The 26,045-nt window shown below is 57.9% G+C and carries 23 protein-coding genes; 20 read left to right on the top strand and 3 right to left on the bottom strand.

Translation table 11 applies throughout. The features are described 5' to 3' along the window. Positions 1–43 precede the first annotated feature (43 nt). The 9 genes from livH (at position 44) to ugpQ (ending at position 8,834) form a co-directional block, all read left to right on the top strand. Complete coding sequence (gene livH / locus RTN40_RS08280; RefSeq protein WP_312211847.1) at positions 44–970, top strand: high-affinity branched-chain amino acid ABC transporter permease LivH; 927 nt, start codon at positions 44–46, stop codon at positions 968–970. After that, entirely contained in the window at positions 967–2,244 is a 1,278-nt protein-coding gene (locus RTN40_RS08275; protein ID WP_312228048.1) for a high-affinity branched-chain amino acid ABC transporter permease LivM, read from the top strand. Before livH ends, RTN40_RS08275 begins: the two co-directional genes overlap by 4 nt. Beyond that, positions 2,241–3,008: a high-affinity branched-chain amino acid ABC transporter ATP-binding protein LivG gene (gene livG, locus RTN40_RS08270; RefSeq protein WP_312228047.1), complete on the top strand. Its 768-nt coding sequence runs from the start codon at positions 2,241–2,243 to the stop codon at positions 3,006–3,008. The genes RTN40_RS08275 and livG overlap by 4 nt, the downstream gene beginning before the upstream one ends. A 17-nt stretch (positions 3,009–3,025) precedes the next feature. Beyond that, the gene (gene livF / locus RTN40_RS08265; protein WP_312228046.1) at positions 3,026–3,739 is read left to right on the top strand and encodes a high-affinity branched-chain amino acid ABC transporter ATP-binding protein LivF; all 714 of its coding nucleotides are present in this window, start codon (positions 3,026–3,028) and stop codon (positions 3,737–3,739) included. A gap of 163 nt (positions 3,740–3,902) precedes the next feature. Continuing rightward, on the top strand, positions 3,903–5,219 hold the full coding sequence (ugpB, locus tag RTN40_RS08260; RefSeq protein WP_312228045.1) for a sn-glycerol-3-phosphate ABC transporter substrate-binding protein UgpB: 1,317 nt from the start codon (positions 3,903–3,905) through the stop codon (positions 5,217–5,219). Positions 5,220–5,288: 69 nt separating this feature from the next. Further along, positions 5,289–6,176, top strand: coding sequence for a sn-glycerol-3-phosphate ABC transporter permease UgpA (gene ugpA, locus RTN40_RS08255; RefSeq protein WP_312228044.1), 888 nt, complete (start codon positions 5,289–5,291; stop codon positions 6,174–6,176). Continuing rightward, positions 6,173–7,018: a sn-glycerol-3-phosphate ABC transporter permease UgpE gene (gene ugpE, locus RTN40_RS08250; protein ID WP_312228043.1), complete on the top strand. Its 846-nt coding sequence runs from the start codon at positions 6,173–6,175 to the stop codon at positions 7,016–7,018. The genes ugpA and ugpE overlap by 4 nt, the downstream gene beginning before the upstream one ends. Positions 7,019–7,023: 5 nt before the next feature. Further along, entirely contained in the window at positions 7,024–8,097 is a 1,074-nt protein-coding gene (locus tag RTN40_RS08245) for a sn-glycerol-3-phosphate import ATP-binding protein UgpC (RefSeq protein ID WP_312228042.1), read from the top strand. Beyond that, entirely contained in the window at positions 8,094–8,834 is a 741-nt protein-coding gene (ugpQ, locus tag RTN40_RS08240) for a glycerophosphodiester phosphodiesterase (RefSeq protein ID WP_312228041.1), read from the top strand. The genes RTN40_RS08245 and ugpQ overlap by 4 nt, the downstream gene beginning before the upstream one ends. Here the strand turns inward: ugpQ and RTN40_RS08235 are convergent. Beyond that, the gene (locus RTN40_RS08235; RefSeq protein WP_312228040.1) at positions 8,831–9,196 is read right to left on the bottom strand and encodes a DUF2756 family protein; all 366 of its coding nucleotides are present in this window, start codon (positions 9,194–9,196) and stop codon (positions 8,831–8,833) included. The two genes, ugpQ and RTN40_RS08235, sit on opposite strands and share 4 nt — an antisense overlap. 121 nt (positions 9,197–9,317) lie before the next feature. On the opposite strand from RTN40_RS08235, the gene ggt reads away from it, so the two are divergent. After that, a complete protein-coding gene (gene ggt / locus RTN40_RS08230) occupies positions 9,318–11,066 on the top strand; it encodes a gamma-glutamyltransferase (RefSeq protein ID WP_312228039.1) in 1,749 nt (582 codons plus the stop codon). Between the two features lie 38 nt (positions 11,067–11,104). Here the strand turns inward: ggt and yhhY are convergent, their stop codons facing one another. Then, entirely contained in the window at positions 11,105–11,593 is a 489-nt protein-coding gene (gene yhhY, locus RTN40_RS08225; protein WP_312228038.1) for an N-acetyltransferase, read from the bottom strand. A 325-nt stretch (positions 11,594–11,918) separates the two neighbouring features. On the opposite strand from yhhY, the gene RTN40_RS08220 reads away from it, so the two are divergent. The 5 genes from RTN40_RS08220 (at position 11,919) to gntU (ending at position 16,888) form a co-directional block, all read left to right on the top strand. After that, a complete protein-coding gene (locus RTN40_RS08220) occupies positions 11,919–12,956 on the top strand; it encodes an oxidoreductase (RefSeq protein WP_312228037.1) in 1,038 nt (345 codons plus the stop codon). A 121-nt stretch (positions 12,957–13,077) separates the two neighbouring features. Beyond that, positions 13,078–13,773, top strand: coding sequence for a pirin family protein (locus RTN40_RS08215; RefSeq protein ID WP_312228036.1), 696 nt, complete (start codon positions 13,078–13,080; stop codon positions 13,771–13,773). A gap of 101 nt (positions 13,774–13,874) precedes the next feature. Then, positions 13,875–14,870 (top strand): gluconate operon transcriptional repressor GntR, encoded by a 996-nt coding sequence (gntR, locus tag RTN40_RS08210; RefSeq protein WP_312228035.1) that lies wholly within the window; start codon positions 13,875–13,877, stop codon positions 14,868–14,870. 137 nt (positions 14,871–15,007) lie between these two features. Beyond that, positions 15,008–15,529, top strand: a complete 522-nt coding sequence (gene gntK, locus RTN40_RS08205; RefSeq protein ID WP_312211859.1) for a gluconokinase — start codon at positions 15,008–15,010, stop codon at positions 15,527–15,529. A gap of 18 nt (positions 15,530–15,547) precedes the next feature. Continuing rightward, positions 15,548–16,888, top strand: a complete 1,341-nt coding sequence (gntU, locus tag RTN40_RS08200; RefSeq protein WP_312211860.1) for a gluconate transporter — start codon at positions 15,548–15,550, stop codon at positions 16,886–16,888. 63 nt (positions 16,889–16,951) lie between these two features. On the opposite strand, the gene RTN40_RS08195 is transcribed toward gntU, so the two are convergent. Then, positions 16,952–17,545 (bottom strand): YhgN family NAAT transporter, encoded by a 594-nt coding sequence (locus tag RTN40_RS08195; protein ID WP_042393172.1) that lies wholly within the window; start codon positions 17,543–17,545, stop codon positions 16,952–16,954. 176 nt (positions 17,546–17,721) lie between these two features. Between RTN40_RS08195 and asd the strand changes: the two genes are divergently transcribed. The 5 genes from asd (at position 17,722) to glgA (ending at position 26,037) form a co-directional block, all read left to right on the top strand. Further along, positions 17,722–18,828: an aspartate-semialdehyde dehydrogenase gene (gene asd, locus RTN40_RS08190; RefSeq protein WP_312228034.1), complete on the top strand. Its 1,107-nt coding sequence runs from the start codon at positions 17,722–17,724 to the stop codon at positions 18,826–18,828. 225 nt (positions 18,829–19,053) lie between these two features. Beyond that, positions 19,054–21,240, top strand: a complete 2,187-nt coding sequence (gene glgB, locus RTN40_RS08185) for a 1,4-alpha-glucan branching enzyme (protein WP_312228033.1) — start codon at positions 19,054–19,056, stop codon at positions 21,238–21,240. Continuing rightward, on the top strand, positions 21,237–23,213 hold the full coding sequence (glgX, locus tag RTN40_RS08180; protein ID WP_312228032.1) for a glycogen debranching protein GlgX: 1,977 nt from the start codon (positions 21,237–21,239) through the stop codon (positions 23,211–23,213). The genes glgB and glgX overlap by 4 nt, the downstream gene beginning before the upstream one ends. 14 nt (positions 23,214–23,227) lie before the next feature. Beyond that, entirely contained in the window at positions 23,228–24,511 is a 1,284-nt protein-coding gene (gene glgC, locus RTN40_RS08175) for a glucose-1-phosphate adenylyltransferase (RefSeq protein WP_312228031.1), read from the top strand. 92 nt (positions 24,512–24,603) lie between these two features. Further along, entirely contained in the window at positions 24,604–26,037 is a 1,434-nt protein-coding gene (gene glgA / locus RTN40_RS08170; protein WP_312228030.1) for a glycogen synthase GlgA, read from the top strand. Positions 26,038–26,045: the final 8 nt, after the last annotated feature.

Below are 26,045 nucleotides of genomic sequence, written 5' to 3'. Positions count from 1 at the left end.
CTCAATCGCCCGCTCAGCCGGGCGAGTTTAGAAAGGTTACGTTATGTCCGAGCAGTTTCTCTACTTCCTGCAGCAGATGTTTAACGGCGTGACGCTGGGAAGCACCTATGCACTCATCGCCATCGGTTACACCATGGTCTACGGCATTATCGGCATGATTAACTTCGCCCATGGCGAGGTCTACATGATCGGTAGCTATGTCTCCTTTATGATTATCGCCGCCCTGATGATGATGGGCATCGACAGCAGCTGGCTGCTGGTAGCGGCCGGATTCGTTGGCGCGATTGTTATCGCCAGCGCCTACGGCTGGAGTATCGAACGGGTGGCCTATCGCCCGGTGCGTAAATCCAAGCGCCTGATCGCACTGATCTCCGCCATCGGGATGTCTATCTTCCTACAAAACTACGTTAGCCTGACCGAAGGCTCGCGAGACGTGGCCCTGCCGAGCCTCTTCAACGGCCAGTGGACTATCGGCAGCAGCGAGAACTTCGCCGCCTCGATCACCACCATGCAGCTGGTGATCTGGATTGTTACCTTCGTTGCCATGCTGGCGCTAACCCTGTTCATCCGCTACTCCCGCATGGGCCGCGCCTGCCGTGCCTGCGCGGAAGATCTGAAGATGGCCAGCCTGCTGGGGATCAACACCGACCGTGTAATTGCCCTCACCTTTGTGATTGGTGCGGCGATGGCTGCCGTGGCGGGCGTCCTGCTTGGACAGTTCTACGGCGTGATCAACCCCTACATTGGCTTTATGGCCGGGATGAAAGCCTTTACCGCCGCGGTGCTAGGCGGCATCGGCAGTATTCCCGGCGCGATGATTGGCGGCCTGATCCTCGGCGTGGCCGAATCACTCTCCTCCGCGTACCTGAGTACCGAATATAAAGATGTGGTGTCGTTTGCTCTGCTGATCCTGGTGCTGTTGGTGATGCCAACCGGTATCCTGGGCCGCCCGGAGGTTGAAAAAGTATGAAACCGATGCATTTCGCGATGGCGCTGCTCTCCGCTGCGCTCTTCTTTGTGTTGGCCGGCGTTTTTATGGGCGTCCAGCTCAGCCTCGACGGCACTAAACTGGTGGTTGGCAGCGCGGCGGATATCCGCTGGCAATGGGTCTTTATCGGCACCGCGGTAGTCTTTCTCTTCCAGCTCCTGCGTCCCATGATGCAGAAAGGGCTGAAGAACGTCTCCGGGCCGAAGTTTATCCTGCCCGCTATTGACGGTTCAACGGTCAAACAGAAGCTATTTCTGATAGCCCTACTGGTCGCCGCCGTGGCGTGGCCGTTTGTGGTCTCCCGCGGCACGGTGGATATTGCCACCCTGACCATGATCTACATCATCCTCGGTCTCGGGCTAAACGTGGTGGTGGGGCTTTCCGGCCTGCTGGTGCTGGGCTACGGCGGCTTCTATGCCATCGGTGCCTACACCTTTGCGCTGCTGAACCACTACTACGGCCTCGGCTTCTGGACCTGCCTGCCGCTGGCGGGGCTGGTCTCGGCCGCGGCGGGCTTCCTGCTGGGCTTCCCGGTGCTGCGCCTGCGCGGTGACTATCTGGCGATCGTGACCCTCGGTTTCGGTGAGATCGTGCGTATCCTGCTGCTCAACAACACCGAAGTGACCGGCGGCCCGAACGGCATCAGCCAGATCCCGAAACCGACGCTGTTTGGCCTTGAGTTTAGCCGTACCGCCCGCGAAGGCGGCTGGGATACCTTCAGCAACTTCTTCGGCGTGAAGTACGATCCCAGCGACCGCGTGGTCTTCCTCTATCTGGTGGCGCTGCTGCTGGTGGTGTTAACCCTGTTCGTCATCAACCGTCTGCTGCGCATGCCGCTGGGTCGGGCGTGGGAAGCGCTGCGTGAGGATGAGATCGCCTGTCGCTCGCTGGGCCTCAATCCGACCCGCATCAAGCTGACCGCCTTTACCATTAGCGCCGGTTTCGCTGGCTTTGCCGGGACGCTGTTCGCCGCACGCCAGGGCTTCGTCAGCCCGGAATCCTTTACCTTTGCCGAGTCCGCCTTTGTGCTGGCGATTGTGGTGCTGGGCGGGATGGGCTCGCAGTTCGCGGTTATCCTGGCGGCAATCCTGCTGGTGGTCTCCCGTGAGCTGATGCGTGATTTCAATGAGTACAGCATGTTAATGCTCGGTGGTTTGATGGTACTGATGATGATTTGGCGTCCTGAAGGCTTGCTGCCGATGACCCGTCCGCAGTTGAAACTGAAAAACGGGCAAGTGAAAGGAGAGCAGGCATGAGTGAGCCATTACTGTCCGTTAACGGCCTGATGATGCGCTTCGGCGGGCTGCTGGCGGTAAACAACGTTGCACTGGAGCTGCATCCGCAGGAGATTGTCTCCCTGATTGGGCCGAACGGCGCGGGGAAAACCACGGTCTTCAACTGCCTGACCGGCTTCTATAAGCCCACCGGCGGCACCATCATGCTGCGCGACCAGCACCTGGAAGGGCTGCCGGGGCAGCAGATCGCCCGCATGGGCGTGGTGCGTACTTTCCAGCATGTGCGTCTGTTCCGTGAGATGACGGTGATCGAGAACCTGCTGGTGGCCCAGCATCAGCAGCTTAAAACCGGACTCTTCTCCGGCCTGCTGAAAACCCCGGCTTTCCGCCGCGCCCAGAGCGAAGCCCTGGATCGTGCCGCGACATGGCTGGAGCGCATCGGCCTGCTGGCCCACGCCAACCGTCAGGCTAGCAACCTGGCCTATGGCGACCAGCGCCGCCTGGAGATCGCCCGTTGCATGGTGACCCAGCCGGAGATCCTGATGCTGGACGAACCGGCGGCCGGACTGAACCCGAAAGAGACCAAAGAGCTGGACGAGCTAATCGTTGAGCTGCGTAACCATCACAACACCACCATCCTGCTAATTGAGCATGATATGAAGCTGGTGATGGGTATCTCCGACCGTATCTACGTGGTAAACCAGGGTACGCCGCTGGCAAACGGCACGCCGGAGCAGATTCGTAACAACCCGGACGTGATCCGCGCCTATTTAGGTGAAGCATAATGGTGGTAACGCGTAACATGGAAAACGTGATGTTATCTCTTGACCAGGTCAGCGCCCACTACGGCAAAATCCAGGCGCTGCACGACGTCAGCTTGCATATCAACCAGGGCGAAATTGTTACCCTGATCGGGGCCAACGGCGCGGGTAAAACCACGCTGCTTGGCACCCTGTGCGGCGATCCGCGCGCCAGTAGCGGACGTATTGTCTTTGACGGTAAAGACATTACCGACTGGCAGACAGCAAAGATCATGCGCGAGGCGGTGGCGATTGTACCGGAAGGGCGGCGCGTCTTCTCCCGCATGACGGTAGAGGAGAACCTGGCGATGGGCGGCTTCTTTGCCGATCGCGACCAGTTCCACACCCGCATCAAGTGGGTCTACGAACTGTTCCCGCGTCTGCATGAGCGCCGCATTCAGCGGGCCGGGACCATGTCCGGCGGTGAGCAGCAGATGCTGGCCATTGGCCGGGCGCTGATGAGCCAGCCACGTCTGCTGTTGCTCGACGAGCCATCCCTCGGTCTTGCACCGATTATCATCCAGCAGATCTTCGACACCATCGAGCAGCTGCGCAAAGAGGGGATGACCATCTTCCTCGTGGAGCAGAACGCTAACCAGGCGCTGAAGCTCGCCGATCGCGGCTACGTGCTGGAGAACGGTCGTGTGGTTCTTGAGGATAGCGGCGACGCGCTGCTGGCCAACGAAGCGGTGCGGAGTGCCTATTTAGGCGGTTGATTCGTCTCCTACGCCCGGCGGCGCTCTGCTTGCCGGGCCTACATATTCCTGTCATCTTTCTGTAAACAAACGGTTATTTTTCTGTCATTTGAGCGTGTCATGTTACTTCGCGAGCACGAAAAGCGTGATATCGCGCATCCGGCACAACAAGAGAGATAACCGAATGACATCGTTACGACATACAGCTTTAGGATTAGCGTTAGGTCTGGCGTTTGCAGGTCAGGCTATGGCAGTGACCACCATTCCGTTCTGGCATTCGATGGAAGGGCAACTGGGCAAAGAAGTAGACTCCCTGGCGCAGCGTTTCAATGACACCCATCCGGATTACAAAATTGTGCCGGTCTACAAAGGTAACTATGAGCAGAGCCTGAGCGCCGGGATTGCCGCCTTCCGTACCGGCAACGCCCCTGCCATTTTGCAGGTGTATGAAGTCGGCACCGCCACTATGATGGCGTCGAAAGCCATCAAGCCGGTGTATGAAGTGTTCAGCGATGCGGGTATCACGTTCGACGAGTCGCAGTTTGTGCCGACCGTCTCCGGCTACTACACCGATGCGAAATCCGGCCATCTGCTCTCCCAGCCGTTTAACAGCTCCACCCCGGTGCTCTACTACAACAAAGACGCCTTCAAAAAAGCGGGTCTCGATCCAGAGCAGCCGCCGAAAACCTGGCAGGATCTCGCCGCCTACACCGCGAAGCTGAAAGCCGCCGGCATGAAGTGCGGCTACGCCAGCGGCTGGCAGGGCTGGATCCAGATCGAAAACTTCAGCGCCTGGCACGGTCTGCCGGTCGCTACCAAAAACAACGGCTTTGACGGCACCGACGCCGTGCTGGAGTTCAACAAGCCGGAGCAGGTCAAGCACATCGCGATGCTGGCCGACCTCAACAAGAAGGGCGACTTCAGCTACTTCGGGCGCAAGGACGAGTCCACCGAGAAGTTCTATAACGGTGACTGCGCGATCACTACCGCCTCCTCCGGTTCGCTGGCAGATATCCGCCAGTACGCCAAATTTAACTACGGCGTAGGTATGATGCCGTATGACGCCGACGTGAAGGGCGCGCCGCAGAACGCCATCATCGGCGGGGCCAGCCTGTGGGTCATGCAGGGCAAAGATAAGCCGACCTATACCGGCGTCGCCCAGTTCCTTGAGTTCCTGGCGAAGCCGGAAAATGCCGCCGAGTGGCATCAGAAGACCGGCTACCTGCCGATCACCACTGCCGCTTACGATCTGACCCGTGAGCAGGGCTTCTATGACAAGAACCCAGGCGCGGATATCGCCACTCGCCAGATGCTGAACAAGCCGCCGTTACCGTTCACCAAAGGGCTGCGTCTGGGCAACATGCCGCAGATCCGCACCATCGTGGATGAAGAGCTGGAGTCGGTCTGGACCGGCAAGAAAACCCCGCAGCAGGCGCTGGACAGCGCGGTAGAGCGCGGTAACCAGCTGCTGCGCCGCTTCGAGCAGTCCACCAAATCATAAAAGTTGCAGCAATCCGTAGGCCGGGTAAGCGTAGCGCCACCCGGCATTTTCTCAGGAATAAAACGCCCTATGTCATCATCCCGTCCGGTATTCCGCTCGCGCTGGCTTCCCTATGCGCTGGTCGCGCCGCAGCTGATTATTACCGTTATCTTTTTTATCTGGCCCGCGGGCGAAGCGCTGTGGTACTCGGTGCAGAGCGTTGATCCGTTCGGTCTCTCCAGCCAGTTTGTCGGGCTGGACAACTTTATGGCGCTGCTGCATGACAGCTACTATCTGGACTCCTTCTGGACGACGATAAAGTTCAGCGCGCTGGTGACCTTCTCCGGCCTGCTGGCCTCGCTCTTTTTTGCTGCGCTGGTAGACTACGTGGTGCGCGGCAGCCGCTTCTATCAGACGCTGATGCTGCTGCCCTACGCCGTAGCCCCTGCTATCGCCGCCGTGCTGTGGATCTTCCTCTTCAACCCGGGGCGCGGGCTAATTACTCACGCGCTGGAGCAGATTGGCTATAGCTGGAACCACGCCCAGAACAGCGGCCAGGCGATGTTTTTAGTGGTCTTCGCCTCGGTATGGAAGCAGATCAGCTATAACTTCCTCTTCTTCTTCGCCGCGCTGCAGTCGATTCCCCGCTCGCTGGTGGAGGCCGCCGCTATTGACGGCGCAGGACCGGTGCGTCGCTTCTTCCAGCTCTCACTACCGCTGATCGCCCCCGTTAGCTTCTTCCTGCTGGTGGTTAACCTGGTGTATGCCTTCTTCGACACCTTCCCGGTGATCGACGCCGCCACCGCCGGTGGGCCGGTACAGGCCACCACCACGCTGATCTACAAAATCTATCGGGAAGGCTTTGCCGGGCTGGATCTCTCCGCCTCTGCCGCCCAGTCGGTGGTGCTGATGATGCTGGTGATTATCCTGACGGTGGTCCAGTTCCGCTACGTCGAGAGTAAGGTGCGCTATCAATGATTGAAAACCGACGCGGGCTGACGATCTTCAGCCATGTGATGCTGATCCTCGGCATCACCGCCATTCTCTTTCCGCTCTACGTCGCCTTTGTGGCGGCGACGCTGGACAACCGGGCGGTGTTTGAGACGCCGATGACCCTGATCCCCGGCAGCCACCTGCTGGATAACATGAAGACCATCTGGCTACAGGGCGTGGGAGCCAATAGCGCACCGTTCTGGCTGATGCTGCTCAACAGCTTCATCATGGCCTTTAGCATCACGGTGGGGAAAATTGCCGTGTCGATGCTCTCCGCCTTCGCCATCGTCTGGTTCCGCTTCCCGCTGCGCAATCTCTTCTTCTGGATGATCTTTATCACCCTGATGCTGCCGGTGGAGGTACGTATCTTCCCGACGGTCGAGGTGATCGCCAACCTGAAGATGCTCGACAGCTACACCGGCCTGACGCTCCCCCTGATGGCCTCGGCCACCGCGACCTTCCTGTTCCGCCAGTTCTTTATGACCCTGCCGGACGAGCTGATCGAAGCTGCGCGTATTGACGGTGCGTCGCCGATGCGCTTTTTCCGCGACATCGTGCTGCCGCTGTCGAAAACCAACCTTGCGGCGCTGTTTGTCATCACCTTTATCTACGGCTGGAACCAGTATCTGTGGCCGCTGCTGATCGTCAGCGACGTCAACCTCGGCACCGCCGTGGCGGGAATTAAAGGGATGATTGCTACCGGGGAGGGGACGACCCAATGGAACCAGGTGATGGCGGCGATGCTGCTAACCCTGATTCCCCCCGTCGTTATCGTATTAGCCATGCAGCGTGCCTTCGTGCGTGGTTTAGTAGACAGTGAGAAATAAAAAACATGGCTGGATTAAAACTACAGGCAGTAAGCAAAAGCTGGGACGGCGGCAAAACTCAGGTGATCCAACCCCTGACCCTGGACGTATCAGACGGTGAATTTATTGTCATGGTTGGTCCCTCCGGCTGCGGCAAATCGACCCTGCTGCGGATGGTGGCCGGGCTTGAGCGGGTCACCAGCGGCGACGTCTGGATCGATCGTCAGCGGGTGACCGAGATGGAGCCAAAAGAGCGTGGTATCGCCATGGTGTTCCAGAACTATGCCCTCTATCCACACATGAGCGTGGAGGAGAACATGGCGTGGGGACTGAAAATTCGTGGTATGAGCAAGGCGCACATCGCCGAGCGGGTCAAAGAGGCGGCGCGCATTCTGGAGCTGGATAGCCTGCTGAAGCGTCGTCCGCGCGAACTCTCCGGTGGACAGCGTCAGCGCGTAGCGATGGGCCGGGCGATCGTCCGCGATCCCGCCGTTTTCCTCTTTGATGAGCCGCTCTCCAACCTCGACGCCAAGCTGCGCGTCCAGATGCGCCTCGAGCTACAGCAGCTGCACCGCCGCCTGAAGACCACGTCGCTCTACGTCACCCACGATCAGGTGGAGGCGATGACCCTGGCGCAGCGGGTGATGGTGATGAATAAGGGCGTGGCAGAGCAGATCGGCACCCCGGTTGAGGTCTACGAGAAGCCCGCCAGCCGCTTTGTGGCAAGCTTCATCGGCAGCCCGGCGATGAACCTGCTGGATGGACGCATCAGCGTCTCTGGGGATCACTTTGAGCTGGAGAGCGGTATGGCTCTGCCCATTAACTGGTTCTACCGCGGCTACGCCGGGCGCAAAATGACGTTGGGTATCCGCCCGGAACATATTACGCTAAGCTCACAGTCCGCAGGCGGCATCCCGCTGGTGATGGATACCCTGGAGATGCTGGGGGCGGATAACCTGGCCCATGGCCGCTGGGGCGAGCAGAAGCTGGTGGTGCGGCTGCCGCATCACGATCGCCCGGCACCGGGCAGCACGCTGTGGTTGAACATGCCCGAGAGCCACCTGCACCTTTTTGACGGTGAAACAGGACAAAGAATATGAGTCACTGGCCTTACCCCGCAGTCGTCGCCCATCGCGGCGGCGGCAAGCTGGCCCCGGAGAATACCCTCGCGGGCATCGATACCGGGGCGCGCCTCGGTCACACCATGATCGAGTTTGACGTCAAGCTCTCGCGCGACGGGGAGATCTTCCTGCTGCATGACGATAACCTGGAGCGCACCAGCAACGGCTGGGGCGTGGCAGGGGATCTGGCGTGGAGCGATCTGCTGAAGGTGGATGCGGGGAGCTGGTTTAGCGGCGAGTTCAAAGGCGAGCCGCTGCCGCTGCTCTCGCAGGTGGCGGATCGCTGCCGCCAGCACGGCATGATGGCCAACATTGAGATCAAGCCGACCACCGGAACCGGGCCGCTGACGGGGAAAACGGTAGCGCTGGCGGCGCGAGCGCTCTGGCAGGGCATGACTCCGCCGCTGCTCTCGTCATTTGAGATTGATGCCCTGGAGGCGGCCCAGCAGGCGGCACCCGAGCTGCCACGCGGTCTGCTGCTCGATGAGTGGCGCAACGACTGGCGCGAGCTGACGGCGCGCCTTAGCTGCGTTTCACTGCACCTAAACCACAAATTGCTTAACGCGCAGCGGACGGCAGAGATAAAAGCGGCCGGGCTACATATTCTGGTTTACACCGTCAACCAACCCCAGCGTGCGGCGGAGCTTCTACGCTGGGGTGTGGACTGCATCTGTACCGATCGTATCGACATTATTGGTCCGGATTTTCAGCCCTAAGGACTCATCGTCTTCAGGGGGATGTTAGGCTGCGGCGTGCCGGACGGGTGCAGCATGCTGCCGCTATTGTTAGGCAGCATCTGCTCGCGGCTGTTATCCAGCATACCCGGCTGAGAATTTAGCATGCGCTGGGAGTTGTTGTTGATCTGCGACTCCAGGTGCTGCTGCTGCATGCGCGTCTGGGTCTGAAGCTGCTGATTCAACATCCCTTTCTGCTGGCTCTGCTGATTCAGCATCTGGGTCTGCATCCGCTGCTGGCTGGGGATTTGATACCCCGGCTGGTTCGGGTTATTCATGGTATTAATCGGCTGCGCGAAAGCACTAAGCGGCAGCAATATAGCCAGAGATAAGAGGCGTTTCATCGTTTTTCCTCCTGTAGGTGGATTATTTAAGTTTACTTGCTCAGCGCAAAGACTGTGCGTTTTTTAGCGTTGTGAACCAGGATTAAGCAGCAATATCAGCCATTTTTCCTGGAGAATAATGATGAGTAAGCCTAAGTTTGCGCGCTGGGCCGCTATTGCGGCGCTGGTTGCCGGAAGCTGTTTTGGCGTGGCCGCCGCGCCACAGCCGGAAGCGCCCCCCGTCTCCTACGGCGTTGAAGCCGATACCTTCCACCCGGTGCGCGAGCAGCAGGGAATGGTGGCGTCGGTGGATGCCGCCGCGACCCGCGTGGGCGTTGATATTTTAAAGCAGGGTGGTAACGCGGTAGATGCCGCCGTAGCGGTGGGGTACGCACTGGCGGTGACCCATCCGCAGGCGGGGAACCTCGGCGGCGGCGGATTTATGCTGCTGCGTAACAAAGACGGTACGACCACCGCCATCGACTTCCGTGAGATGGCTCCGGCCCAGGCTAGCCGGGATATGTTCCTCGACGAGCAGGGCAACCCCGATAGTAAAAAATCCCTGACTTCTCATCTGGCGACTGGCACCCCCGGCACGGTGGCAGGCTTCTCATTGGCGCTGGAGAAGTACGGCACGCTGCCGCTGAACAAGGTAGTGCAGCCCGCCATCAAGCTGGCCCGGCAGGGCTTTACGGTTAACGATGCCCTGGCGGAGGATCTGAAAACCTACGGCAGCGAAGTCTTGCCCAATCACGACAACAGCAAGGCGATCTTCTGGAAAAATGGCGAGCCGTTGAAGAAGGGCGACAAGCTGGTGCAGGCTAATCTGGCGAAAAGTCTGGAGATGATTGCCGAGCTGGGGCCGGATGCGTTCTATAAGGGGACGATTGCCGATCAGATTGCCCAGGAGATGAGTAAGAACGGCGGCTTGATTACCAAAGAGGATCTGGCGGCCTACCGGGCGGTAGAGCGTACGCCCATCAGCGGCGACTACCGTGGCTATCAGGTCTTCTCCATGCCGCCGCCCTCGTCAGGCGGGATCCATATCGTGCAGATCCTCAATATCCTCGAAAACTTCGACCTCGCGAAATATGGTTTTGGCAGCGCGGACGCTATGCAGGTGATGGCCGAGGCGGAGAAATACGCCTACGCCGACCGCTCTGAGTACCTTGGCGATCCGGACTTTGTGAAAGTGCCGTGGCAGGCGTTGACCAGTAAAGAGTACGCCAAATCCATTGCTCAGCAGATCGACGTCAACAAGGCGAAGCCGTCGAGCCAGATCCGCCCCGGCAAGCTGGAGCCTTACGAGAGCAATCAGACCACTCACTTCTCGGTGGTGGATAAAGAAGGCAACGCGGTAGCGGTAACCTACACGTTGAACACCACCTTTGGCTCGGGGATCGTGGCGGGTAACACCGGCATTCTGCTTAACAATGAGATGGATGACTTCTCGGCCAAGCCGGGCGTGCCGAACGTCTATGGGCTGGTGGGAGGCGATGCTAATGCCGTGGGGCCAAACAAGCGTCCGCTCTCATCGATGTCGCCCACCATCGTCGCTAAAGACGGTAAGACCTGGCTGGTCACCGGCAGCCCGGGCGGCAGCCGAATTATCACTACCGTGCTGCAAATGGTCGTCAACAGCATCGATTTCAAGATGAACGTGGCCGAAGCAACCAACGCACCGCGCTTCCACCATCAGTGGCTGCCGGACGAGCTGCGCGTGGAGAAGGGTTTTAGCCCGGATACGCTGAAAATGCTGGAGCAGAAGGGGCAGAAGGTCGCGCTGAAGGAGGCGATGGGCAGCACCCAGAGCATTATGGTGGGCGAGGACGGGGCGCTGTACGGTGCGTCAGATCCGCGTTCGGTGGATGACTTAACGGCGGGATATTAATCTGTTTGCCCGGTGGCACAGCGTCACCGGGCAATGTCTCACTTCATGCGTGCCATAAAGTAAGAGTCCACCAGCTCGCCGTTGCGCAGGGCATACTTCCTGGCGGTGCCCTCAATCTCAAAGCCATGCTTGCGGTAGAGCGCGATAGCGGCTTCGTTATCGGCATATACCGATAGCTCAATGCGCTCGATGCGCAGCCAGTTCTCGCAAACATCAATCATCGCCTTCATCAGGGCGCTGGCGACGCCCCGCTGGCGAAAGGCTGGCGAAACGGCAAGGCCAAACTCTGCCGCGTGGCTGCGGCGCGGGTTTTGCTCCACGCTGATGCCAATATGCCCGGCCACTTCCCCATCAATGGTGGCGACTAGCATACGGTGGCCAGGCCGGGGCTTAACCCGCTCCTGCCAAAGCTCCTGTGAAGGGTAGGGTAGCTGTAGTAGATGGTGATACATCTCCGGCTGCGCTGACATCAGGCGTAATGGCTCGGCATCGCTGGCTTCGACGTGGCGTATCACTATCTCACTCATTTTCCTCTATCCTCAGTTAGTTAACTCTCCTCTCCAACATCAGGGAATTTAAAATTTCCGTCAACTGCCATTTTTTGCAAAAAGTATTGGACAAGTGCGAATGATAATGATTATTATTGCGATGCGTTCAGGGGATGCTACGGTGAACCTGAAAGCACGACATTGCTCACATTGCTTCCAGTATTGTTTAGCCAGCTTATGCTGGCTTTTTTTTTGCGTATGTATCAATCTGGCTTACTTGCCATTTTGCTTCCGGGAAGTGCGTGTTACGGTGCTCCACTTTGCGCTATGGTTATGGACAGTGATTTAACAAAAGGACTGATTCATGACTCTGCACTGCGCATTTATTGGCTTTGGTAAAAGCACCACCCGCTACCATCTTCCCTACGTTCTCAACCGCAAAGCGAGCTGGCACGTGGCGCATATCTTCCGCCGCCATCCCAAGCCGGAAGAGCAGTATCCTCAGTATCAGCACATCCATTTCACCAGCGATCTCGATGAAGTGCTCAACGATCCGCAGGTGAAGCTGGTGATCGTCTGTACCCATGCCGATAGCCACTTTGAGTATGCGAAGCGCGCCCTGGAGGCGGGTAAGAACGTACTGGTAGAGAAGCCCTTTACCCCCTCGATGGCCGAAGCCATTACCCTGTTCGAGCTGGCGAAAAGCAAAGGCCTTACCGTCACGCCATACCAGAACCGCCGCTTTGACAGCTGCTTCCTGACGGCGAAAAAAGCCATCGAGAGTGGCAAGCTGGGTGAGATTGTCGAAATCGAGAGCCACATTGACTACTTCCGCCCGATAGCAGAGACCAAACCGGGTCTGCCGCAGGACGGCATGTTCTTTGGGCTGGGCGTGCATACGCTGGATCAGATCATCTCCCTGTTTGGTCGTCCGGACCATGTCTCCTATGACATCCGCAGCCTGCGTAATAAAGCCAACCCGGACGACACCTTTGAGGCGCAGCTCTTCTACGGCGATTTGAAGGCAATTGTGAAGACCAGCCACTATGTCAAAATCGATTACCCGAAATTTATCATTCACGGCACGCGCGGCTCGTTTATCAAGTACGGCATCGACCAGCAGGAGACCAGCCTGAAGGCCAATATCATGCCGGGTGAGCCAGGATTTGCCGCTGACGACACGCTGGCGACGCTGGAGTACCTCAACGATGCTGGAGAGACGGTACGCGAAGAGTGGCAGCCGGAGATGGGCGACTATGGCCGCGTCTACGATGCGCTCTACGCTACCCTGACAAATGGCGCAGAAAACTACGTCAAGGAATCTGAGGTGTTAACCAACCTTGAGATCCTCGAACGCGGGTTTGAACAGGCGGCACCCGCCACGGTAACCCTCGCAAAATAAGGTTTTTTGCTGTTTTAAAAGTTGTTCATAATTTTTGAACAGAGGAGTCAATTTTCACCCTCTATCATCCTGGGCCGATCGAGTACACACTTACTCCATCGACAGCATACGGGGGTGAAAAATGATTTTCTTACGCAAAGCAAACGAACGTGGTCATGCAAATCATGGCTGGTTAGATTCATGGCATACCTTCTCTTTTGCCAACTATTACGATGCGAATTTCATGGGCTTCTCTGCGCTGCGCGTCATTAACGACGACGTGATCGACGCAGGCCAGGGCTTCGGTACCCATCCCCATAAAGATATGGAGATCCTGACCTATGTACTGGAAGGAGCGGTTGAGCATCAGGACAGCATGGGTAACAAAGAGCAGGTGCCTGCCGGTGAGTTCCAGATTATGAGCGCCGGGACCGGAGTACGTCACTCGGAGTACAACCCGAGCGAAACCGAACGTCTGCACCTGTATCAAATCTGGATCATTCCAGAAAAAACCGGCATCACGCCGCGCTACGAGCAGCGCCGCTTTGACGCCACGCAGGGTCGCCAGCTGGTGCTCTCCCCGGATGCCCGGGACGGATCGCTGAAGGTGAACCAGGATATGGAACTTTCTCGCTGGCCGCTACAGAAAGATGAGCAGGGGGATTATCAGATTGCCGCCGGGCGCAAAGTCTGGATCCAGGTGGTGAAGGGTAGCGTCTCTATCAACGGGACTACCGCCACCACCGCTGATGGCCTGGCTATCTGGGATGAGCAAGCCCTGTCGATTCACGCTGACAGCGACAGTGAAATTCTGCTGTTTGACCTGCCACCGGTATGATGAGTTAAATAAAGTGCGCAACCTCTCCTTATCAGCGGGGAGGTTGCGTGCGTGGCGTGGTAAACTAAAACAATGTTTTCCCGTTTACCCCGCTCAGGACGATGAAAAAGAAAAGACCCGTACTTCAGGACGTTGCAGATCGCGTTGGCGTGACCAAAATGACCGTCAGCCGTTTTTTACGCAACCCGGAGCAAGTCTCCGTGGCGCTGCGTGGCAAAATCGCAGCGGTGCTGGACGAGCTGGGCTACATTCCTAATCGCGCACCTGACATTCTCTCCAATGCCACCAGCCGCGCCATCGGTGTGCTGCTGCCCTCTCTGACCAACCAGGTTTTCGCTGAAGTGCTGCGTGGAATCGAAAGCGTTACCGATGCCTACGGCTACCAGACCATGCTGGCCCACTACGGCTATAAGCCGGAAATGGAGGAGGAGCGGCTGGAGTCGATGCTGTCGTGGAATATCGACGGTCTGATCCTTACCGAGCGCAGCCACACCCCGCGCACGCTGAAAATGATCGAGGTAGCGGGCATTCCGGTAGTCGAACTGATGGACAGCCGTTCGCCGTGCCTCGACATTGCTGTTGGCTTTGATAACTTTGAGGCCGCCCGCCAGATGACCGCCGCTATTATTGCGCGCGGCCATCGCCACGTTGCCTATCTGGGTGCACGTCTCGACGAACGTACTATTATCAAACAGCAGGGGTATGAGCAGGCGATGCGTGATGCGGGCCTGACGCCGTACAGCGTGATGGTGGAGCAGTCCTCCTCTTACACATCTGGCATTGAACTGATGCGCCAGGCGCGCCGCGAGTATCCGCAGCTCAACGGTATCTTCTGTACCAACGACGATCTTGCGGTGGGCGCGGCCTTTGAGTGCCAGCGTTTAGGACTGAAAATTCCGGATGATATGGCGATTGCCGGCTTCCACGGCCACGATATCGGCCAGGTGATGGAGCCACGGCTGGCGAGCGTACTGACGCCGCGCGAACGGATGGGTCGTATTGGCGCAGAGCGCCTGCTGGCGCGCATTCGCGGTGAGGTAGTGACGCCGAAAATGTTAGATTTAGGTTTCACTTTGTCACCGGGTGGATCTATTTAGTCTGACAAATTTGAAGTAGCTCACACTTATTCACTTCTGCGACCGCCGGTTATTGCTTCTCATCAGCCCCGGCAGGAAAATGTTACCGATAACTGTTACCCGTAACAATCTACCTTTTGTCTCTGTGGGAGCGACCTTTGAGCACGACTAATCACGATCACCACGTCTATGTCCTGATGGGCGTATCCGGCAGCGGTAAATCTGCCGTTGCCAGCGAAGTGGCCTATCAGCTTCATGCCGCGTTCCTGGATGGCGACTTCCTGCATCCGCGTAGCAATATCACTAAAATGGCCGCTGGCGAGCCGCTGAACGATGACGATCGCAAACCCTGGTTGCAGGCGCTGAATGATGCCGCCTTTGCCATGCAGCGTACCAACAAAGTGTCGCTGATCGTCTGCTCGGCGCTGAAAAAACGCTATCGCGACCTGCTCCGCGATGGCAACCCAAACCTCTCCTTTATCTACCTGAAGGGTGATTTCGACGTGATCGAAACCCGCCTGAAGGCGCGTAAAGGTCACTTCTTCAAAACGCAGATGCTGGTGACCCAGTTTGAAGCGCTGGAAGAGCCGGGCGCGGATGAGCGCGACGTGTTAATTGTGGATATTGACCAGCCGCTTAACGGCGTAGTGGCCAGCACTATTGATGTGATTAATAAATAAAAAGATTAAGGCAGTACAGTGGGTACTTTAACGCTTGTTTTGACAGCGGTCGGCTCGGTTTTGCTGCTGCTGTTTTTAGTAATGAAGGCACGTCTTCACGCTTTCATTGCTTTGATGGTGGTCTCTATTGGAGCAGGGTTGTTTTCCGGAATGCCGCTCGACGCCATTGCCAAAACCATGGAAAAAGGCATGGGCGGTACGCTGGGCTTCCTCGCGATAGTGGTCGCGCTGGGGGCAATGTTTGGCAAAATTCTGCATGAAACCGGCGCGGTAGATCAGATCGCGGTCAAGATGCTGAAATCCTTCGGCCATAGCCGGGCGCACTATGCCATTGGCCTTGCAGGGCTGATCTGCGCGCTGCCGCTCTTCTTTGAGGTCGCGATCGTGCTGCTGATCAGCGTCGCGTTCTCGATGGCGCGCCACACCGGCACTAACCTGGTCAAGCTGGTCATTCCGCTCTTTGCCGGGGTTGCGGCGGCGGCGGCCTTCCTGCTGCCGGGACCAGCGCCGATGCTGCTGGCCTCCCAGATGCACGCCGACTTTGGCTGGATGATCCTCATTGGCCTCTGCGCGGCGATCCCTGGCATGCTGATTGCCGGTCCGCTGTGGGGCAACTTTATCAGCCGCTACGTTGAGCTGCATATTCCGGATGACATCAGCGAGCCGCATCTCGGCGAAGGCAAGATGCCGTCGTTCGGCTTCAGCCTGGCGCTGATCCTGCTGCCGCTGGTGCTGGTAGGTTTGAAAACTATCGCCGCCCGCTTCGTTGAGCAAGGCTCTACGCTTTACGAATGGCTGGAGTTTATCGGCCATCCGTTTACCGCCATCCTGGTGGCGTGTCTGGTCGCGATCTATGGCCTGGCGTATCGTCAGGGCATGGAGAAAGATAAAGTGATGGCGATCTGCGGTACGGCGCTGCAGCCGGCGGGCATTATCCTGCTGGTAATCGGTGCAGGCGGCGTCTTTAAGCAGGTGCTGGTGGATTCCGGCGTCGGTCCGGCCTTGGGCGAAGCGTTGACCGGCATGGGCCTGCCCATTGCCATCACCTGCTTCGTGCTGGCTGCGGCGGTGCGTATTATTCAGGGGTCGGCAACGGTGGCCTGTCTGACCGCGGTGGGTCTGGTAATGCCGGTGATTGAGCAGCTGCACTTCTCCGGCGCACAGATGGCTGCACTGTCGATCTGCATCGCGGGCGGCTCTATCGTGGTCAGCCACGTCAATGACGCCGGCTTCTGGCTGTTCGGTAAGTTTACCGGCGCAACCGAAGGGCAGACGCTGAAGACGTGGACGATGATGGAGACCATCCTCGGCACCACGGGCGCGATTGTCGGGATGATTGCCTTCTCGCTGCTGAGTTAATGGTCGATATGCCCGGTGGCGCTTCGCTTACCGGGCCTACAGTTTGAATGCACGTTTAAACGACTACCCCTTCATCCACACCCGGATGCCGTCCAGGAACATCTGGGTTGCCAGCATCACCAGCACCAGCCCCATCAGGCGCTCCAGCGCGTTAACCCCTTTCTCGCCAAGCAGGCGTAAGAACAGCGTTGATTGCAGAAGGATCGCCACCGTGCCGCCCCACGCCAGCATCAGGGCGATCACCAGATGTCCCATCTGGTTGGGATACTGGTGCGACAGCAGCATCAGCGTGGCGAGGAGGGTAGGGCCAGCCACCAGCGGGATCGCCAGCGGCACGATAAACGGCTCTTCACCGGCGGGCATACCGTAGCTGCCACCCTCCGGGCTGGGGAAGATCATCTTAATGGCGATTAAAAACAGAATGATGCCGCCGGAAATAGAGACGGTCTCGGCGCGCAGGTTCAGGAAGGAGAGGATCTTCTCACCGGCGAACAGGAAAATCAGCATCAGCAGCAGGGCGATCAGCAGCTCGCGGATCATAATCGCCCGGCGGCGTTTCGGCTCGGTGTGCTTCAGCACTGACATAAAGATAGGCAGGTTGCCGAGCGGATCCATAATCAGGATCAACAGCACCGCGATGGAGAGGATATCATTCATTGCTTCTTGTCCCTGAGGCACGCCATAAACGGCCGCTGATAAGCGCTATTTCTGACGGCGACACTATCATTGATTAATTTCACTTGCGACTTTAGCTGCATTTTGTAATGTGTGCGGTATACCAGTAAAAAGATCTGGATTGCTCAAACAGCACACACCTCTGCAGGAAATACGCTATGAAAAATGTTGGTTTTATCGGCTGGCGCGGTATGGTCGGCTCTGTACTCATGCAACGCATGGTAGAAGAGCGCGACTTCGATGCCATTCGCCCTGTCTTCTTCTCTACGTCCCAGCTTGGCCAGCCAGCCCCGACGTTCGGTACAGGCGCGGCGGGCACGCTTCAGGACGCGTTTGATCTGGAGGCGCTGAAGGCACTCGACATTATTGTCACCTGCCAGGGCGGCGATTATACCAACGAAATCTATCCAAAGCTTCGTGAAAGCGGCTGGCAAGGCTACTGGATCGACGCAGCCTCCTCGCTGCGCATGAAAGATGACGCCATCATCATTCTCGATCCGGTCAACCAGGACGTCATTACCCAGGGCCTGAACAACGGCGTGAAAACCTTTGTTGGCGGCAACTGTACCGTCAGCCTGATGCTGATGTCGCTGGGCGGCCTGTTTGCCGAGAACCTGGTGGACTGGGTCTCGGTTGCAACCTACCAGGCAGCCTCCGGTGGCGGCGCACGCCACATGCGTGAGCTGCTGGCACAGATGGGTCAGCTGCACAGCCACGTTGCGGGCGAGCTTGCAGATCCGGCCTCGGCTATCCTCGATATCGAACGTAAGGTCACGACCCTCTCCCGCAGCGGCGAGCTGCCGGTAGACAACTTCGGCGTACCGCTGGCGGGCAGCCTGATCCCGTGGATTGATAAACAGCTTGATAACGGCCAGAGCCGTGAAGAGTGGAAGGGGCAGGCGGAGACCAATAAAATCCTCAATACCGCCTCGGCGATCCCGGTAGATGGCCTCTGCGTGCGCGTGGGCGCGCTGCGCTGCCATAGCCAGGCCTTCACCATTAAGCTGAAGAAAGATGTCTCTATCCCGACCGTTGAGTCCCTGCTGGCGGCACACAATCAGTGGGCTAAAGTGGTGCCGAACGATCGCGAGATCACCATGCAGGAGCTGACCCCGGCGGCGGTAACCGGCACGCTGACTACCCCGGTTGGCCGTCTGCGTAAGCTCAACATGGGACCGGAGTATCTCTCTGCCTTTACCGTCGGCGATCAGCTGCTGTGGGGGGCTGCGGAGCCGCTGCGGCGAATGCTGCGCCAGCTGGCGTAACTATCACTGTTTATGAGGAGGTGCAGCGTCACCTCCTTTTTTTTGCACATTTTTTGTGAACCCGCGCGCTGAGTTTTTTGTTAAATACATAATGTAGTCGCAATTCATCCAAATTTATCAGGAGACAGGGGAACCCTTGTCTATGCTTAAGTTGGATCAGCTTCAGGCCAGCGTTGATGTGGCTGGCGAAAAAATGTGGCACATATAGAACAGGATAAAAAAACCATGTCCAGTCTTGTCGATAGAGACGTGATTAACGCGCTAATAGCAGGCCATTTTGCGGATCCCTTTTCCGTACTCGGTATGCATCGCACTAATGCCGGGCTGGAAGTCCGCGCGTTGCTACCTGACGCCACCGAAGTGTGGGTTATCGAAACGAAAACCGGACGTAAACTGGCCAGGCTAGAGTGCCTTGATTCACGCGGCTTCTTTGCCGGTATCATTCAACGCCGTAAAAATCATTTCCGCTATCAGCTTGCCGTTAACTGGCACGATCACTCCAATTTATTGGACGATCCTTACCGCTTCGGCCCTCTGCTCCAGGACTTAGATGCCTGGCTACTGTCAGAGGGTACGCACCTGCGGCCCTATGAAACCCTTGGCGCGCACGCCGATACAATGGATGGCGTCACGGGTACCAAATTCTCCGTCTGGGCACCTAACGCCCGACGCGTCTCGGTCGTAGGCGAATTTAACTATTGGGATGGCCGTCGCCACCCGATGCGCCTGCGCAAAGAGTCCGGCATCTGGGAGCTGTTTATCCCCGGTGCGCAGCATGGTCAGCTCTACAAGTTTGAGATGATCGACGCCCACGGCAACCTGCGCATTAAGGCCGACCCGTATGCCTTTGAGGCGCAGATGCGTCCGGAGACTGCCTCCATGATCTGCGGCCTGCCGGAGAAGGTTGAGCAGTCGGAAGAGCGCCGACAGGCTAATGAATTTGACCAGCCCATCTCCATCTATGAGGTGCACCTCGGCTCCTGGCGTCGCCATACCGACAACCACTTCTGGCTGAGCTACCGCGAGCTGGCGGAGCAGCTGGTTCCCTATGCCAAATGGATGGGCTTTACCCATTTAGAGCTGATGCCGGTCAACGAGCATCCGTTTGACGGCAGCTGGGGCTATCAGCCGACCGGGCTATACGCGCCCACCCGCCGCTTCGGCACGCGGGATGATTTCCGATACTTTATTAAGGCCGCCCATGCGGCGGGCCTGAACGTAATCCTCGATTGGGTGCCCGGCCATTTCCCGAGCGATGAGTTTGGCCTCGCCGAGTTCGACGGGACCGATCTCTATGAGCATAGCGATCCGCGTGAGGGCTACCATCAGGACTGGAACACGCTGATCTATAACTACGGTCGCCGTGAGGTCAGCAACTATCTGGTGGGCAACGCTCTCTACTGGGTAGAACGCTTCGGTATTGATGCCCTGCGCGTCGATGCGGTGGCCTCGATGATCTACCGCGACTATAGCCGCAAAGAGGGGGAGTGGATCCCCAACGAGTTTGGCGGTCGCGAGAACCTGGAAGCCATCGAATTTCTGCGCAGCACCAACCGCAAGCTAGGGGAGCAGGTGCCCGGCGCGGTGAGCATGGCGGAAGAGTCCACCGATTTCCCTGGCGTATCGCGGCCCCCGGCTAACGGCGGGCTGGGATTCTGGTACAAGTGGAACCTGGGCTGGATGCATGACACCCTCGACTACTTTAAGCTCGACCCTATCTACCGTCAGTATCATCATAATCAGATGACGTTCGGGATGCTCTACAACTACACCGAGAACTTCATTCTGCCGCTGTCGCACGATGAAGTGGTGCACGGCAAAAAATCCATTCTTGACCGGATGCCGGGCGACGCATGGCAGAAGTTTGCCAACCTGCGCGCCTACTACGGCTGGATGTGGGCCTTCCCAGGTAAAAAACTGCTCTTTATGGGCAACGAGTTTGCCCAGGGGCGCGAGTGGAACCACGACAGCAGCCTTGACTGGCATCTGCTGGAGGGTGGCGATAACTGGCATCACGGCGTTCAGCGGCTGGTACGCGATCTCAATACTACCTATCGTCACCACAAGGCGCTGCACGAGCTGGACTTTGATCGCTACGGTTTCGAATGGTTGGTGGCCGATGATAACGAGCGTTCGGTGTTTATCTTTGTACGCCGGGATAAAGCCGGTAATGAAATTATCGTTGCCAGCAACTTTACGCCGGAGCCGCGCCATGAATACCGCTTTGGCGTCAACCAGCCGGGCCGCTGGCGTGAGGCACTGAATACCGACTCGGTACACTATCATGGCAGCAATATGGGGAACTACGGTACCGTGCACAGCGATGAGATCCCAAGCCACGGGCGTGATAACTCGCTCAGCCTGACGCTGCCGCCGCTCTCTACCATCTGGCTGGTCAGGGAGGGTGAATGACGAAGCTGGCGGCAGGCAAGCCTGCGCCACTTGGCGCGCATTATGAAGGCAATGGCGTGAACTTCACGCTCTTCTCGGCAAATGCAGAGCGGGTTGAGCTTTGCATCTTTGACGATGAGGAGAATGAGCAACGCTACGATATGCCTGCCCGCAGCGGTGACGTCTGGCACGGTTTTCTGGAGAAGGCACGCCCTGGCCTGCGCTACGGCTACCGGGTACACGGCCCCTGGGATCCGGCTGCGGGCCACCGCTTTAATCCAGCAAAGCTGCTGATCGATCCCTGCGCTCGCCGGGTTGACGGTGACGCCATCGATCACGATCTCTTTCACAGCGGCTTCGATATTGCCGATCCGCATAATAACGCAAAGATTGCGTTGAAGAGCGTGGTGGTTAACGAAGCCTTTGACTGGGAAGACGATGCGCCGCCGCGTATCCCCTGGGGCAACACGGTGATCTATGAGGCCCATGTCAAAGGGCTGACCTGGCTGCACCCTGATATTCCGGAAAAGATCCGCGGTACCTATAAGGCGCTCGGCCATCCGGTGATGATCGACTACTTCAAGCGTCTCGGGATCACTGCCCTGGAGCTGTTGCCGGTGGCGCACTTCGCCAGCGAGCCGCGTTTGCAGCGGCTGGGCTTAAGCAACTACTGGGGCTACAACCCGCTGGCGATGTTTGCCCTCGATCCACGCTACGCCTGTGAGCCTGCCCGCGCGCAACAAGAGTTTTGCGAGGCGGTAAAAGCGCTGCACGCTGCCGGTATTGAGGTGATCCTCGATATCGTCCTGAACCACAGCGCCGAGGTCGATATTGAAGGCCCCACCTTCTCCCTGCGCGGAATCGATAACCGTAGCTATTATTGGATCAGGGAGAACGGCGAGTACGCGAACTGGACCGGCTGCGGCAACACCCTGAATCTGAGCCACCCTGGCGTGGTGGAGTACGCCCACCAGTGCCTGCGGCATTGGGTCGATACCTACCACATCGACGGTTTTCGCTTCGATCTGGCGTCGGTAATGGGGCGTACGCCGCACTTTGATCCCTGTGCGCCGCTGTTTGAGGCGATTAAAAACGATCCGGTGCTGTCGGCGGTCAAGCTGATTGCCGAGCCGTGGGACGTGGGGGAAGGCGGCTACCAGGTAGGTAATTTTCCACCGCTGTTTGCCGAGTGGAACGATCAGTTTCGCGATGCTGCTCGCCGCTTCTGGCTGGCAAAAGATATCTCTTTGGGCCGGTTTGCCACGCGTTTTGCCGGCTCTGGCGACGTATTCAGACGTAGCGGGCGTCTTCCCGCCGCGTCGATTAATTTGGTGACGGCGCACGACGGCTTTACGCTGCGCGACTGCGTCTGCTTTAACCATAAACACAACGAGGCCAACGGCGAAGAGAATCGCGACGGCACTAACAATAATCACAGCAATAATCATGGTACAGAGGGATTAGGCGGGTCGTTGTATGTGATTGAGCGGCGACGAGACAGTGTCCATGCCCTACTGGTCACGCTGCTGCTATCACAAGGTACGCCAATGTTGCTGGCCGGTGATGAACTGGGTCACAGCCAGCACGGTAATAATAATGCCTATTGCCAGGACAACGCGCTGACCTGGCTCGACTGGGAACAGGCAAATGACGGGTTGACCACCTTTGTGGCTACGTTAATCCATCTTCGCCAGCAGGTACCGGCATTAACGCAAAATGCCTGGTGGGAAGAGGGTGACGGCAACGTCAGCTGGCTGAACAAGGATGCCCAGCCTTTAAGCGTGCGGGAGTGGGAGCATGGGGTAGGCCGTCTGCAGATCCTGCTTTCAGACCGTCTTCTGATTACGCTGAACAATACGGATAAGGTTACAGAAATTGTATTACCCGACGGGGAATGGCGCGCCGTTCCCCCATTTGCCGGTGAGGATAATCCGGTAGTAGTGGCTGTCTGGCATGGGCCCGCGCATGGAGTATGCGTTTTTCGAAGGTCATAAAAAAGGAGTTCATCATGGTTAGATTAGATAACAACGATCCGCTAATGTTAGCGCGCCAGCTCCCCTTAAAATCTGTAGCCCTGATCCTGGCGGGCGGGCGCGGTACGCGTCTCAAAGACTTGACCACCACGCGTGCCAAGCCTGCGGTACACTTTGGCGGCAAGTTCCGTATTATCGATTTTGCTCTCTCCAACTGTCTTAACTCCGGTATCCGCCGTATCGGCGTGATTACCCAGTACCAGTCGCATACGCTGGTGCAGCATATCCAGCGCGGCTGGTCCTTCTTTAGCGAAGAGATGAACGAGTTTGTCGATCTTCTCCCCGCCCAGCAGCGCGTACATGGTGAAAACTGGTACCGCGGCACGGCGGATGCGGTCACCCAGAACCTCGACATTATTCGTCGCTATAATGCGGAGTACGTGGTGATCCTCGCAGGCGATCATATCTACAAGCAGGACTACTCGCGCATGCTGATCGACCACGTCGAGAAGGGTGCACGCTGCACCGTGGCCTGTCTGCCGGTACCGGTCGCGGAGGCCACGGCGTTTGGCGTCATGGCGGTCGATGAAAACGAAAAAGTAATCGATTTCGTTGAGAAGCCCCCTAAGCCGCCTTCAATGCCTAACGATCCAACCCGTGCGCTGGCCAGCATGGGGATCTATATCTTTGACGCTGATTATCTTTATGAGCTGCTGGAGCAGGACGATCAGGATCCCACCTCCAGCCACGACTTCGGCAAAGATATTATTCCTAAGATCACCCGCGCCGGGATGGCCTTTGCGCACCCGTTCCCGCTCTCCAGCGTGCAGTCGGATCCGGACGCAGAGCCATACTGGCGCGACGTGGGCACCCTCGAGGCCTACTGGAAGGCTAACCTCGATCTCGCCTCTGTGACGCCAGAGCTTGATATGTACGATCAAAATTGGCCTATCCGAACCCACATGGAATCGCTACCGCCTGCTAAATTTGTACAGGATAGATCCGGTAGCCACGGTATGACGCTCAATTCGCTGGTGTCGGGCGGCTGCATTATCTCCGGTTCGGTGGTGGTGCAGTCGGTGCTGTTCCCGCGCGTGCGCGTTAACTCATTCTGCAATATCGACTCGTCGGTACTGCTGCCGGACGTCTGGGTAGGACGTTCGTGCCGCCTGCGCCGCTGCGTCATTGACCGCGCCTGTAAGATACCTGAGGGCATGGTCATCGGTGAAAACGCAGAGGAGGATGCCCGCCGGTTCTACCGTTCAGAGGAAGGCATTGTGCTGGTCACGCGTGAGATGTTAAGCAAATTAAAAGAGTGACGGCATCAACTCATAACCTTGCGCGGAAGGGGTCCGCGCGCTGGTTTACCGCTACCGCTCGCATACGGTAGCGGTTTTTAACAGGAGCGAGAATGCAGGTTTTACATGTATGTTCTGAGATGTTCCCGTTGCTCAAGACCGGTGGTCTGGCAGATGTCCTTGGTGCACTCCCTGCGGCGCAAATAGCCGGTGGTGTTGATACTCGCGTACTGCTGCCGGCATTTCCTGATATTCGGCGCGGTATTACCGATGCGAAAGTGGTGTCCCGACGGGAGACGTTTGCCGGACACATCACGCTGCTCTACGGCCACTATAACGGCGTTGGCATCTATCTGATTGATGCCCCACACCTCTATGACCGTCCCGGCAGTCCGTATCATGACACCAATCTTTTTGCCTATACCGACAACGTGCTGCGCTTTGCCCTACTCGGCTGGGTAGGCAGCGAGATGGCCTGCGGCCTCGATCCGTTCTGGCGGCCGGACATTGTCCATGCCCACGACTGGCATGCCGGGCTGGCTCCCGCCTACCTTGCGGCACGTGGCCATCCGGCCAAATCGGTATTTACCGTGCATAATTTAGCCTACCAGGGTATGTTTTATGCTCATCATATGGGTGAAATAGAACTGCCATGGTCATTCTTTAATATTAATGGCGTAGAGTTTAACGGTCAGATCTCGTTCCTGAAGGCGGGACTCTACTTTGCCGACCACATTACGGCGGTCAGCCCGACCTACGCGCGGGAGATCACCGAGCCGCAGTTTGCGTACGGCATGGAAGGGCTGCTGCGTCAGCGCCACGCGGAGGGCCGCCTCTCGGGGATCCTCAACGGGGTGGATGAACAGATCTGGGATCCAGAGACCGACCTGCTGCTGGCGTCACGCTTTACCCGTGATTCGCTGGAAGATAAAGCGGAGAACAAGCGCCAGCTGCAAATTGCCATGGGTCTGAAGGTCGATGAGAAGATCCCGCTCTTCGCCGTGGTCAGCCGCCTGACCAGCCAGAAAGGGCTGGATCTGGTGCTGGAAGCACTGCCGGGCCTGCTGGAGCAGGGCGGACAGCTGGCTCTGTTGGGCGCGGGCGATCCGGTGCTGCAGGAGGGCTTCCTTGCCGCTGCCGCCGAGCATCCGGGGCAGGTAGGGGTCCAGATTGGCTATCATGAAGCCTTCTCGCACCGCATTATGGGCGGCGCGGATGTGATTCTGGTGCCGAGCCGTTTTGAGCCTTGCGGCCTGACCCAGCTCTACGGCCTGAAGTACGGCACGCTGCCGCTGGTGCGGCGTACCGGTGGGCTGGCTGACACCGTATCCGACAGCTCACTGGAGAACCTGGCGGACGGTATCGCCAGCGGATTTGTGTTTGAAGACAGCAACGCCTGGTCGCTGCTCAGGGCGATAAGGCGTGCTTTTGTGCTGTGGTCCCGACCTTCGCTGTGGCGCTTTGTTCAGCGCCAGGCGATGAATATGGATTTTAGCTGGCAGGTTGCCGCTCAGTCCTATCGGGATCTCTATTATCGGTTGAAGTAGAGCACCAG

It is taken from the genome of Pseudescherichia sp., from assembly GCF_031987975.1.
Lineage (GTDB): Bacteria > Pseudomonadota > Gammaproteobacteria > Enterobacterales > Enterobacteriaceae > Pseudescherichia.
Note: the sequence above shows the minus strand (reverse complement) of the source record. Positions and strands in the feature narration are given on the sequence as shown.